This window comes from Chromohalobacter sp. 296-RDG (assembly GCF_029889885.1).
Lineage (GTDB): Bacteria > Pseudomonadota > Gammaproteobacteria > Pseudomonadales > Halomonadaceae > Chromohalobacter.
Genome location: NZ_JARANY010000004.1, coordinates 22,339 through 35,553, shown reverse-complemented (window position 1 = coordinate 35,553; position 13,215 = coordinate 22,339). Strand labels below are relative to the sequence as shown.

Below are 13,215 nucleotides of genomic sequence, written 5' to 3'. Positions count from 1 at the left end.
ATCGCTGATGCAGGGTCTGCCCACGATCATTCTCGTCGGCCCTATGGGCGCGGGGAAAAGCACCATCGGACGCCTGATGGCAGCCGAGTTGAAGCGCGAGTTTTTCGATAGCGATGACGAAATCGAAGCGCGCTGCGGTGCCAATATTGCCTGGATTTTCGATGTCGAGGGCGAGCGCGGCTTTCGTGATCGTGAAACTCTCATGCTGCGGGAGTTGGCCGGCCGCGAGGCCATTGTGCTCGCCACCGGCGGCGGCGCAGTGATGCGCGAGGATAACCGCCAGGCGCTGCGCGAGCGGGGCGCGGTGGTGTATCTGGCAACCTCGGTCGAACAGCAGATTCGGCGCACGGCCCGCGACCGTAACCGCCCATTGTTGCGCCAAGGCAATCCCGAGCAAGTGCTACGCGATCTATTCGCCAAGCGTGACCCGCTTTATCGCGCCACCGCCGACTTGACGGTACGCACCGATCGGCGCGGCCCCAAGACGGTGGTCAACGAGATCATTCGTCGCACCAAGCGTTTGTCCGATCCACTCGATCTAAAGGCTTGATCATGACCGCTTCATCCGCATTGCCGTATCAACGTCTGCATGTCGAACTCGACGCCCGGCGCTATCCCATCCATGTGGGGCCGGGGTTGCTCGACGCGCCGGATATGCTGGTGCCATACCTGGCCGGGCGTCAGGTGATGATCGTCACCAACGAGACGGTGGCGCCGCTGTATCTCGAGCGCCTCAAGCGCACGCTGAGCGGCGATGGCCACGACGTGCACGAGGTGGTTCTGCCCGATGGCGAGCACACCAAGACGTCGGCCAGTGTCGAGCGCATCTGGGATGCACTGTTGGCGGAGGGGTTCAATCGTCGTTGCACGTTGGTCGCGCTCGGGGGCGGTGTGATCGGCGACATGGCAGGTTACGCAGCGGCGTGCTATCAGCGCGGTGTAGCTTTCGTGCAGATACCCACTACCCTGCTGTCGCAGGTGGATTCCTCGGTGGGCGGCAAGACCGGTGTCAACCACCCGCGTGGCAAGAACATGATCGGTGCCTTCTGGCAGCCGCGTGCGGTCTTGATAGACACCGATACGCTGGCCACGCTACCGGACCGCGAGCTCTCCGCAGGACTCGCCGAGGTCATCAAGTATGGCTTGATCCAGGATGCCGACTTCCTTGCCTGGCTGGAGGCGCACATGTCGGCGCTGCGCGGGCTTGATGTCGAGGCGCTCACCGAGGCAATCCTGAGAAGCTGCGCGATCAAGGCCGAGATCGTCGCTCGTGACGAGACGGAGCAGGGGCAGCGGGCGCTGCTCAATCTGGGGCACACCTTCGGTCATGCCATCGAAGCGCATCAGGGGTATGGTAACTGGCTGCATGGTGAGGCCGTGGGTGCAGGCATGCTGATGGCTGCCACGCTGTCGCAGCGTCTGGGGTGGCTCGAGGCCGCCGAGGTGGCGCGTGTCGAGACGCTCATTGCGCATGCCGTTTTGCCGGTCACAGTGCCTGTTGCGATGAGCGCCGATGATTTTCTCGCCGCCATGCGCTTGGACAAGAAGAACATCGACGGCCGCTTGCGCCTGGTGCTGTTGTCCGGCCTGGGTGAGGCGTGCGTCTATGACGACACCCCGCCGGCTATGCTCAAGGCGCTGCTCGGCGAGTTCCCTCGCGCCTGACGCTCTCGCTTCTCCCGCTGACCCGGCCCCCGCGACGCCTGCCTTCTCGGCAGGCGTTTTGCGTAGGGCCTCGCCGCGTTTGTGCAGTGGCGTTTTTCGCGCGACAATATGCTTGTATCCGCATGCCTCATGCAGGATCGGCATGAGATAAGGTTAAAACTTAGACTAAAGTCGCGTATTTAGAGCCTCAAGCTTGCAAGCTTGCTAACGCGTTGACATGTCAGGGGTTTTAGCGAGATTTTGTGGCTAACCCCGCGATTTTGCGCAGCTTTGAGGCAGCACGGCAGGTAGTGGAATTGCTTGAGAGGTGGGCAGGGGCTATGCTGGTCGACCTTTTTCACGCCCTATGCGTCATCGCATGACATGCTTTTCGACCTTAAAAGAATAAAAGATAACTGATAAGCATAACACGATTATTTCTGGACACAAGTTTCAAAATTTTGTGAGGCACGCCCATGATGAGAGGCCTTCACCAGCCTGGCGAGTTCCGTGACAACTGCGGTTTTGGCTTGATCGCCCACATGGAAGGACATGCCAGTCATGACCTGCTCAAGACCGCGATCGAGTCCCTGACCTGCATGACCCACCGTGGCGGTATTGCCGCCGACGGCAAGACCGGCGATGGCTGCGGTCTGCTATTCAAGATGCCCAGCGATTTCATGCGTGCCGTGGCAAGCGAAGAACTCGGTGTGGTGCTGGGTGAGCGCTTTGCCGTAGGCAGTGTGTTCATGCCTGATGACGATGCGCGAGAAGCGCATGCGCGGGAGGTGCTTGATGCGCAGCTTCTGGCGCGCGGACTGCGTGTCAGTGGCTGGCGTGAAGTGCCTACCGACGCCTCGGTGTGTGGCCCCATGGCCTTGGAGTGCCTGCCGCGCATTCGTCAGGTCTTCGTCGAAGGGGAGGGCGAGCGCGACACCCAGGCGTTCAATGTCGATCTGTTCATGGCACGGCGTTATGCCGAGCAAGCGTTGAAGGATGAAGAGGACTTCTACATCTGCTCGTTGTCCTCCGAGGTGGTCTCCTATAAAGGGTTGATGATGCCTGCGGACTTGCCCACCTTTTATCGGGATCTGGGCGATGAACGGCTGCACACGGCGATCTGCGTCTTCCATCAGCGTTTTTCCACCAATACCGCGCCGCGCTGGCCGCTGGCACAGCCTTTCCGCTTTTTGGCGCACAACGGCGAGATCAACACGGTCCAGGCCAATCGCGGCTGGGCCAACGCGCGCAAGGAAAACTTCCTGTCGCCGTTGCTGCCGGAAATCACCGAACTCGACGAAATCGTCAATACCTCGGGTTCCGACTCCTCGAGCATGGACAACATGCTCGAGGTGCTGCTGACCGGCGGGATGGATCTTTATAACGCCATTCGCATGATGGTGCCGCCGGCGTGGCAGAACGTCGAGACGATGGATGGCGATCTACGCGCCTTCTATGAATACAATTCCATGCACATGGAGCCGTGGGACGGCCCCGCTGGCCTGGTGATGACCGATGGTCGCCATGCGGTATGCATGCTCGACCGTAACGGATTGCGTCCGGCGCGCTGGGTGATCACCGAGAACGGCTACATTACCTTGTCCTCTGAGATTGGTGTCTACGACTACAAGCCCGAGGACGTCGTCGCCAAGGGCCGCGTGGGCCCGGGGCAGATCCTCGCCGTGGACACGCAGACCGGCGAGGTGCTGCATACGCCTGACGTCGACGAACGTCTGCGCTCGGCATATCCCTATCGTCGCTGGCTGAAGCAGCATGCGCATTACCTGGAGTCGGCGCTGACCGAGCTGGCGCGTTTCCAGCCCATGGCCAACGATGAACTCAATGTCTTTCAGAAGATGTTCCAGGTGACTTTCGAGGAGCGCGAGCAGTTGTTGCGCCCGTTGGCCGAAGGGGGCCAGGAGGCGGTTGGTTCGATGGGCGACGACACGCCGATGGCGGTGCTGTCGCGTCATGGACGCTTGCTGACCGATTACTTCCGTCAGAAGTTCGCGCAAGTCACCAATCCGGCCATCGATCCGCTGCGTGAAGCGATCGTGATGTCGCTGGAAACCTGCTGCGGCGCCGAGTTGAACGTCTTCGAGGCGACCCCCGAACACGCGCATCGCCTGATCCTGACCACGCCGGTGCTCTCGCCGCGCAAGTTCACCGCCTTGGTGACCCAGGAGGACCCGGCATTCGCCAGCCATAAGCTGAGTCTGAGTTACGATCCTGAGCGCGATACGCTCAAGCAGGCGTTGCTTGGGCTGTGTCAACGGGCCGAGGACGCGATTCGCGAGGGTAAGGTGATTCTGGTGCTCTCGGATGCCGACCTGGAACGCGGCAAGTTGCCGATTCATGCCGTGCTGGCAGTGGGGGCGATCCACCATCACCTGGGCCGCAAGGCCTTGCGGCCGCGCGTCAATCTGGTGGTCGAGACCGGCTATGCGCGTGACGCGCACCAGATGGCGGTTCTGTTTGGTGTAGGGGCCACGGCGGTGTATCCGTATCTGGCCTATCAGGTCATGGCCGACATGCACAACACCGGCGAGTTGACCGGCGACCCGGCGGACGCCCGCGAGAATTACCGCAAGGGCCTGCAGAAGGGGCTCTACAAGATCCTCTCCAAGATGGGGATCTCGACGCTGGCTTCCTATCGCGGTTCGCAGTTGTTCGAAGCGGTGGGGCTGTCTTCTGATGTCATGGACATGTGCTTCACCGGCATGGCGTCGCGCATCGAAGGCGCCGGATTCGCCGAGCTGCAACTGCAGCAGGAACTGCTGGCCCGCGATGCCTGGATCCCGCGCAAGGGGATTCGCCAGGGCGGTCTGGTGAAGTACGTGCATGATCATGAATACCACGCCTACAACCCGGACGTGGTCATGCAGTTGCAGAGCGCGGTGCAAAGTGGCGACTACGCCAAGTGGAAGCAGTTCGCACAGACCGTCAATGAGCGCTCGGTGGCCACCATCCGCGACCTGCTTACGCTCAAGCCGGCCCCTGAGCCGTTGCCCCTCGACGAGGTCGAGCCGGTCGAGAATCTGCTGCCACGCTTCGACAGCGCTGGGATGTCGCTCGGCGCGCTGTCACCCGAGGCCCATGAGGCGATGGCGCAAGCCATGAACGAGACCGGCGGCCGCTCCAACTCCGGTGAGGGCGGCGAGGATCCGGCACGCTACAGGACCATTCGCTCCTCGAAGATCAAGCAGATCGCCTCTGGGCGCTTCGGCGTGACGCCGGCTTATCTGGTCAATGCCGAGGTGCTGCAGATCAAGGTCGCGCAGGGCGCCAAGCCCGGCGAGGGTGGGCAGTTGCCCGGCGGCAAGGTCAATGAACTGATTGCCCGACTGCGCTATGCGGTGCCCGGCGTGACGCTGATCTCACCGCCGCCGCATCACGATATCTATTCCATCGAGGATCTGGCGCAGTTGATCTTCGACCTGAAGCAGGTCAACCCGGCGGCGCAGGTCTCGGTCAAGCTGGTCTCCGAGCCGGGCATCGGCACCATCGCCACCGGCGTGGCCAAGGCCTATGCCGATTTGATTACTGTCTCCGGCTACGACGGCGGCACCGCGGCGAGTCCGCTGACCTCGATCAAGCATGCCGGCAGCCCGTGGGAGCTGGGCCTGCCCGAGGTGCATCAGGCGCTGCGCATCAACAGTCTGCGTGACAAGATTCGTCTGCAGACCGATGGCGGCCTCAAGACCGGCCTCGATGTGGTCAAGGCGGCGATTTTCGGCGCCGAGAGTTTCGGCTTCGGCACGGCACCGATGGTGGCGTTGGGGTGCAAATACCTGCGTATCTGTCACCTCAATAACTGTGCCACCGGCGTTGCGACCCAGCATCAGCATCTGCGTGACGAGCATTTCCGCGGCACCGTGGACATGGTCAAGCACTATTTCCGCTTCATCGCCGAGGAGGTCCGCGAGCTGATGGCGTTGCTCGGCGTGCGCCAGTTGACCGATCTGATCGGGCGTACTGACCTGCTCGAGATCCTCGAGGGTGAGACGTCGTCCCAGCGCAAGCTCGATTTGATGCCGCTGTTGCAGAATGACCATGTGCCCGAGGGGGCGCCGCAGTTCTGCCAGTTCGGTCGCAACGAGCCGCACGACCCGGGCGCCAAGAATCAAGAAATGCTGGATGCCCTGTTGCCCGCCATCGAGGCCAAGTCGGGTGGCGATTTCCACCTGCGGATCACCAACTGCGACCGCAGTGTGGGGGCGCGGGTGTCCGGCGAGATCGCCAAACGCTACGGCGAGAGCGGGCTTGAAGACGCGCCGATCACCACGCGTTTCACCGGCGTGGCCGGGCAGAGCTTCGGGGTGTGGAACGCGCGTGGCCTGAAGCTCTATCTCGAAGGTGATGCCAACGATTATGTCGGCAAGGGCATGAATGGTGGCAAGGTAGTCATCGTGCCGCCGCGCGAGAGTCGCTTCGAAAGCCACAAGACGGCGATCATCGGCAACACCTGCCTGTACGGCGCGACTGGCGGCAAGCTGTTCGCGGCGGGCACGGCGGGCGAGCGCTTCGCGGTGCGCAACTCCGGCGTGCATGCGGTCATCGAGGGCGCCGGCGATCACTGCTGCGAATACATGACCGGCGGCCTGGTCGCCGTGCTCGGCGAGACCGGCATCAACTTCGGCGCAGGCATGACCGGCGGGTTCGCGTATGTACTCGACGAAGATCGCACCTTCGTCGACAAGTACAACCACGAACTGGTCGAGATCCATCGCATCAACACCGAGGTCATGGAAGCCTATCGGCGCCACCTGCGGGAAATGATCGAGGAATACGTCACCGAAACCGGCTCCGCGCGGGGGCAGGCGATTCTCGAAGACTTCTCCGACTTCATCCGCCATTTCTGGCTGGTTAAGCCCAAGGCGGCGAACCTCAACAGTCTGCTGGCCCAGTCCCGGCGTCAGCCGGAATAAGAGGCGGCGTCAGCCGGAATAAGAGCTGGCGTCAGCCGGATTAAGAGCCGTCGGTGGCCGCAACAAGAGCCGTCGGCGGCCCGAGTAGCGCCTGCTACTCGCTGAATAACAGGAGAGACGATCATGGCAAACCGTCTGAATAACGATTTCCAGTTCATCGATGTCGGCCGGCAGGACCCCCAGAAAAAGGAAGCGAGCGCTCGAGCGCGCGAGTTCGCTGAAATCTACGAGCCTTACAAGCCCAGCGAGGCAGCCAGCCAAGCGCATCGCTGTCTGGATTGCGGCAATCCGTATTGCGAGTGGAAGTGCCCAGTCCACAATTACATCCCTAACTGGTTGAAGCTGGTCAGTGAGGGCAACATCCTCGAGGCGGCGGAGATGTCTCACCGCACCAACTCACTACCCGAGGTCTGTGGTCGCGTGTGCCCGCAGGATCGCCTCTGCGAGGGTGACTGCACGCTGAACGACGGTTTCGGTGCGGTGACCATCGGCTCGGTGGAGAAGTACATCACCGACACGGCGTTCGCCATGGGCTGGCGCCCGGACATGTCCAAGGTCGAGTGGAACGGCAAACGCGTTGCGGTGATCGGCGCCGGCCCGGCGGGATTGAGCTGTGCCGATATTCTGGTACGTAATGGCGTCAAGCCGGTGGTATTCGACAAGCACCCCGAAATCGGTGGGCTGCTGACCTTCGGCATTCCCGAGTTCAAGCTCGAGAAGAATGTCATGAAGCGTCGCCGCGCGGTATTCGAGGAGATGGGTATCGAATTCCGCCTGGGCGTAGCAATTGGCAGCGATATGTCTCATGAGGCGCTGCTCGACGAATTCGATGCCGTGTTCATGGGCATGGGCACCTACAAGTACATGGAAGGTGGCTTCCCCGGCGAAGATCTGCCCGGGGTCCACAAGGCGCTGGATTTCCTGGTCGCCAACGTCAATCACTGCCTGGGCTTCGAGAAGAACCCCGATGATTACGTGTCGCTCGAAGGCCAGCGCGTGGTAGTACTGGGCGGTGGTGACACGGCGATGGATTGCAACCGTACCTCGATCCGTCAGGGGACGGCGAGTGTGACCTGTGCCTATCGTCGCGATGAAGACAACATGCCGGGATCGCGCAAAGAAGTGGCCAATGCCCGCGAGGAGGGTGTGGAATTCCTGTTCAATCGTCAGCCGGTCGCCATCGTCGGCGAGGACAAGGTCGAAGGCGTCAAGTTGGTGCGTACGCGTCTCGGTGAGCCGGATACCAATGGGCGCCAACGCCCCGAGGTGGTCCCGGGGTCGGAGGAAGTGTTCGCTGCTGACGCGGTGCTCATCGCCTTCGGTTTCCAGCCCAATCCCGCCGATTGGTTCGACACGGTGGGCATCGATCTCGACGAGCGCGGTCGCGTCAAGGCGCCGGCACAGGGTGGATTCGCCTTCCAGACCAGCCATGAAAAGGTCTTCGCCGGTGGCGACATGGTGCGTGGCTCCGACCTGGTGGTCACCGCCGTCTATGAAGGCCGTCAGGCCGGCGAGGGAATTCTCGACTACCTCGGTGTGTGAAACCTCGAGCTACGGGCTGCGAGCCTCGAGCAGGGTGGCGCCATCATTCTGCTCGAAGCCCGAAGCCCGAAGCCCGAAGCCCGAAGCCCGAAGCTCGTAGCTCGTAGCTCGTAGCTCGTAGCTCAAATTGAGCGTTCTGGGCGAATCTGCTATTCTGGCGTCCCATCCAGGCCCGGTTTTCTCCACGGCCTTCAGATCACGTTTCGACAGGTTTTCCATGACGCGATATATCTTCGTGACCGGCGGTGTTGTGTCCTCACTCGGCAAGGGCATCGCCTCCGCCTCCCTCGCGGCGATCCTCGAGGCGCGCGGCCTCAAGGTCACCATCCTCAAGCTGGACCCGTACATCAATGTCGATCCCGGCACGATGAGCCCGTTCCAGCACGGCGAGGTGTTCGTCACCGAAGATGGCGCCGAAACCGATCTCGACTTGGGCCACTACGAGCGTTTCATCCGTACCAAGATGACCCAGAGCAACAACTTCACCACCGGGCGCGTCTACGAGCACGTACTGCGCAAGGAGCGCCGCGGCGATTATCTGGGTGGGACCGTGCAGGTGATTCCGCATATCACCGACGAGATCAAGCGCCGAGTCTATGAGGGCGGCGATGGATTCGATGTCGCGCTGGTGGAAATCGGCGGCACGGTGGGCGATATAGAATCACTGCCGTTTCTCGAGGCGACGCGTCAGATCCGTAGCGAGAAGGGCGCCAGCCAGGCACTCTTCATGCACCTTACGCTGGTGCCTTACATCAAGACCGCTGGCGAGACCAAGACCAAGCCGACCCAGCACAGCGTCAAGGAACTGCGCTCCATCGGTATCCAGCCGGATATCCTCATCTGCCGTAGCGAAGTCGAGCTCGAGGAAAGCGAGCGGCGCAAAATCGCGTTGTTCACCAACGTCGAGGAGCGCGCGGTGGTACCGCTGCAGGATGCCGATACCATCTATCGCATCCCGCTGATGCTGCATGAGCATGGCCTGGACGACATCATCTGCGACAAGCTACGCCTCGAGGCCGACGACGTCGACCTTGGCGAATGGGTGCACGTTCTGGACGCCAAGCTGAACCCGCTGAAGTCGGTTAACATCGCCATGGTCGGCAAGTACATGGAGCTGCTCGACGCCTACAAGTCGCTCAACGAGGCGTTGATCCATGCTGGTATTCAAGGACGAGTCAAGGTCAACATCGACTATATCGACTCCGAAGACATCGAACGTCACGGTACTGAACGCCTCGCCGGCAAGGACGCCATTCTGGTACCCGGTGGCTTTGGCGAGCGTGGCGTGGAAGGCAAGGTCGCCACCGCCCGTTATGCCCGCGAAAATAAAGTGCCGTACCTGGGCATCTGTCTGGGCATGCAAGTAGCGGTCATCGAATATGCGCGCCATGTCGCGGGTTGGGCGGATGCCAATTCCACCGAGTTCACCCACGACACGCAGCATCCGGTGGTGGGGCTGATTACCGAATGGGTCACGCCCGAGGGCAAGATCGAACTGCGTGATGCGGCGTCCGACCTGGGCGGCACCATGCGGCTCGGCGGCCAGGTGTGCCACCTCACACAGGGGACTCGGGCGCACGCGGCCTATGGTCTGGAAGACATCACCGAACGCCATCGCCATCGCTTCGAGGTCAACAACCAGTTCGTCGAGGCCCTGCAAGACGCTGGCCTGGTGATTTCCGGCAAGAGCGCCGACCATTCTCTGGTCGAGATGATCGAGCTATCCGATCACCCGTGGTATGTAGCGTGCCAGTTCCATCCCGAGTTCACCTCCACCCCGCGCGATGGGCATCCGCTGTTCTCCGGCTTCATCAACGCCGCGCTGGAGAACAAGGCTGCGGTTGCCCGGGCGCGTGCACAACAGCAGAGCTGAGGAGGCACCATGGCCGAGACATCCAAACAGATCGAGTTTGCCGGCCTGAGTGCCGGCAATTCATTGCCGCTGACGCTGTTCGGCGGCATGAACGTGCTCGAGTCCCGCGAGATGGCTCTGGAAGTCGCTGAGGCCTATGTCGAGGTGACGCGACGCCTGGGCATTCCTTATGTCTTCAAGTCGAGCTTTGACAAGGCCAATCGCAGCTCGATCCACTCTTATCGTGGCCCGGGTCTGGAAAAAGGCCTCGAATGGCTAGACGAGATCAAATCACGCTTTGGCGTGCCGGTGATCACCGACGTACACGAACCCTGGCAGGCCAAGCCGGTGGCCGAAGTGGCGGATGTCATTCAGTTGCCGGCCTTCCTGGCCCGCCAGACCGATCTGGTGGTGGCATTGGCAGAGACCGGTGCGGCGATCAACATAAAGAAGCCGCAGTTCATCGCCCCGCACGAGATGCGTCATATCATTCGCAAGTGCGAGGAGGCCGGCAACTCGCGGCTGATACTCTGCGAGCGCGGCTCGAGCTTCGGCTACAACAACCTGGTGGTCGACATGCTGGGCTTGGGTGAAATGAAAAAGACGGGCTATCCGGTGTTCTTCGATGTCACCCATGCGCTGCAGCAACCCGGTGGTCGCGCCGATAGCGCCGACGGGCGTCGTACGCAGATCGCCGAGCTGGCGCGTGCAGGTGCCGCCGTGGGGCTGGCAGGGCTGTTCCTCGAGGCGCACCCCGATCCCGATAATGCCAAGTGTGACGGCCCCTGTGCCTTGCCCTTGAATCGCCTAGAAGGCTTCTTGAGCCAACTCAAGTCGATCGACGACATGGTCAAGGGTTTCACACCCCTGGAGATCGACTGAGACGCCGACGAATGCAATAGTCGAGTACACGACGAGCGGAGCCGCCCGTAGCGGTCAACGTGACCGCTACCCTCTCGATATGCTGAAACGACCCATCGTTAACACGAGGATGACTCGCAATGGCTGAGATCAAAGATATCCACGCTCTCGAGGTGCTGGACTCCCGCGGCAACCCAACCGTTCAGGCCGATGTAGTGCTGGCGAGTGGTGTGCGTGGCACGGCGTGCGCGCCGAGCGGCGCCTCCACGGGCTCTCGCGAGGCACTGGAGCTGCGTGACGGCGACAAGTCGCGCTACCTTGGCAAGGGCGTGCTCAAGGCGGTCGAGGCCGTCAACGGCAAGATTCGCGACGCCTTGGTGGGTAAGGACGCGCTCGATCAGCGCGGTCTGGATAACGCCATGCTCGAGTTGGATGGCACCGATAACAAGGAGGGGCTCGGCGCCAACGCCATCCTCGCCGTGTCGCTTGCCGCCGCCAAGGCCGCTGCCACCGAAAAGGGCGTGCCGCTCTACGCGCACATCGCCGAGCTGTACGGCCAGCCGGGACAGTTCCGCATGCCGGTGCCGATGATGAATATCCTCAATGGTGGCGAGCATGCCGACAACAACGTCGACATTCAGGAATTCATGATTCAGCCGGTCGGCGCGCCCGACTTCCGTGAAGCGCTGCGCATGGGTGCCGAAACCTTCCATACCCTGAAGAAGGTGCTCGCCGCGCGCGGTCTGTCGACCTCGGTGGGCGACGAAGGCGGTTTCGCTCCGAACCTGGCCTCCAATGTCGAGGCGTTGGCGGTGATCCAGGAAGCCGTGGAAAAGGCTGGCTACACCTTGGGCAAGGACGTGACACTGGCGCTGGATTGTGCCTCCTCGGAGTTCTACCAGGATGGTCAGTACAACCTCTCGGGCGAAGGCAAGTCCTACGACGCGGCAGACTTCGTCGACTATCTCGCAGCGCTATGCGATCAATACCCGGTCGTCTCCATCGAGGATGGCATGGACGAGTCCGATTGGGAGGGCTGGAAAGCCCTGACCGATAAACTGGGCAACAAGGTGCAACTGGTCGGCGATGACTTGTTCGTCACCAACACGCGGATCTTGAAGCGCGGGATCGACGAGCATATCGGTAACTCCATCCTGATCAAGTTCAACCAGATCGGCTCGCTCTCCGAGACGCTGGATGCCATCAAGATGGCGCAGAATGCCGGCTTCACGGCGGTCATCTCGCATCGTAGCGGCGAGACCGAGGACACCACCATCGCCGATCTGGCCGTGGGCACGTCCGCCGGCCAGATCAAGACCGGCTCGCTGTGCCGCAGCGATCGCGTGGCCAAGTACAACCGCTTGCTGGTTATCGAGCAGTCTCTGGAGGGCCAGGCTGCCTACCCCGGTTTGTCTGCGATCAAGGGCCAAGACTGACGCACGTCTATGACGGCTAGGTTGTGATACCCGCGGCGGCCTTCAGGGCCGCCGTGGGTGTTTTGGGGTAAGCATCATCTCCATTTTTTGTAATATATTTCCTACAAAAAATGCCCTCAATGTGTGATAAATTCCGATGATCGATGCGATAGATACGCTTTCTAATTAATTATCTTTATGTTTTTAAAGATAATTTTTTGGGTTGATCTCTGCCTGAAGAAAGATGGCAGTCAATGTACCCGCTTGTTGCGACGAGAAGGTTTGGTAACAATGTGGATGCACAGGATGAGCAAAAGCATTGCTTGCCTGGAGGCAGATTGGGATGCAGCAAGGTGCGCCTGTCGTGGAGGGAGTCCATGGCAGGCATGGAGCGCACCTCGGGAGTCGAGCGGAGGGAGCCGCTCAGGGATGAATGGGATGCAGCGGCCTTCGGGCCGCTTTTTTTGTCTTGCCATTGCCCTTGCGACCCAAAAAAGCCGGCCTTGTCGAAAGGCCGGCATTACGTGGCGCGCCGAGGATGTTGGCAACCAGCGTCAGCGTTCGAGGTGTTGCAGCTTGTCGGCGCTGCCGTTCCACTGCTCTGCTTCGGGCAGAGGATCCTTCTTCTCGCTGATATTGGGCCAGACTTCGGAAAGCTCGGCGTTGAGCTCGGTAAAGTCTTTCTGATTCTCCGGAAGCTCATCCTCTGAATATATCGCCTCGGCCGGACATTCGGGCTCGCACAGCGCGCAGTCGATACACTCGTCGGGATGAATCACCAGGAAATTAGGCCCTTCGTAGAAGCAGTCCACGGGACAGACTTCGACGCAGTCGGTGTATTTGCAGCGAATGCAGTTTTCGGTGACGACGAATGTCATGACGATCTCCTGGATCTCGGTCGCGGCAGTGCCCAAAAGTGGCAGTACGGTTATAAACGGGCGGCGATTTATAATGGCGTATTCTAATGGCGCTA

The 13,215-nt window shown here is 61.1% G+C and carries 8 protein-coding genes; 7 read left to right on the top strand and 1 reads right to left on the bottom strand.

What is annotated here, in order from left to right; genetic code table 11:
• The first annotated feature begins 7 nt into the window (after positions 1–7).
• From aroK to eno, 7 genes are all read left to right on the top strand, one after another.
• The gene (aroK, locus tag OP495_RS02955) at positions 8–550 is read left to right on the top strand and encodes a shikimate kinase AroK (RefSeq protein WP_280562757.1); all 543 of its coding nucleotides are present in this window, start codon (positions 8–10) and stop codon (positions 548–550) included.
• Positions 551–552: 2 nt separating this feature from the next.
• The gene (gene aroB / locus OP495_RS02950; protein WP_280562758.1) at positions 553–1,665 is read left to right on the top strand and encodes a 3-dehydroquinate synthase; all 1,113 of its coding nucleotides are present in this window, start codon (positions 553–555) and stop codon (positions 1,663–1,665) included.
• 455 nt (positions 1,666–2,120) lie between these two features.
• A complete protein-coding gene (gene gltB / locus OP495_RS02945; protein WP_280567090.1) occupies positions 2,121–6,572 on the top strand; it encodes a glutamate synthase large subunit in 4,452 nt (1,483 codons plus the stop codon).
• Between the two features lie 123 nt (positions 6,573–6,695).
• Entirely contained in the window at positions 6,696–8,114 is a 1,419-nt protein-coding gene (locus OP495_RS02940; protein ID WP_280562761.1) for an FAD-dependent oxidoreductase, read from the top strand.
• A 217-nt stretch (positions 8,115–8,331) separates the two neighbouring features.
• Positions 8,332–9,987 (top strand): CTP synthase, encoded by a 1,656-nt coding sequence (locus tag OP495_RS02935; protein WP_280562762.1) that lies wholly within the window; start codon positions 8,332–8,334, stop codon positions 9,985–9,987.
• Positions 9,988–9,996: 9 nt separating this feature from the next.
• On the top strand, positions 9,997–10,848 hold the full coding sequence (gene kdsA, locus OP495_RS02930; RefSeq protein WP_280562763.1) for a 3-deoxy-8-phosphooctulonate synthase: 852 nt from the start codon (positions 9,997–9,999) through the stop codon (positions 10,846–10,848).
• A 119-nt stretch (positions 10,849–10,967) separates the two neighbouring features.
• Entirely contained in the window at positions 10,968–12,263 is a 1,296-nt protein-coding gene (gene eno / locus OP495_RS02925) for a phosphopyruvate hydratase (RefSeq protein ID WP_280567087.1), read from the top strand.
• A gap of 533 nt (positions 12,264–12,796) precedes the next feature.
• Here eno and fdxA read toward each other — a convergent pair.
• Complete coding sequence (gene fdxA, locus OP495_RS02920; RefSeq protein WP_280562765.1) at positions 12,797–13,120, bottom strand: ferredoxin FdxA; 324 nt, start codon at positions 13,118–13,120, stop codon at positions 12,797–12,799.
• Positions 13,121–13,215 lie beyond the last annotated feature (95 nt).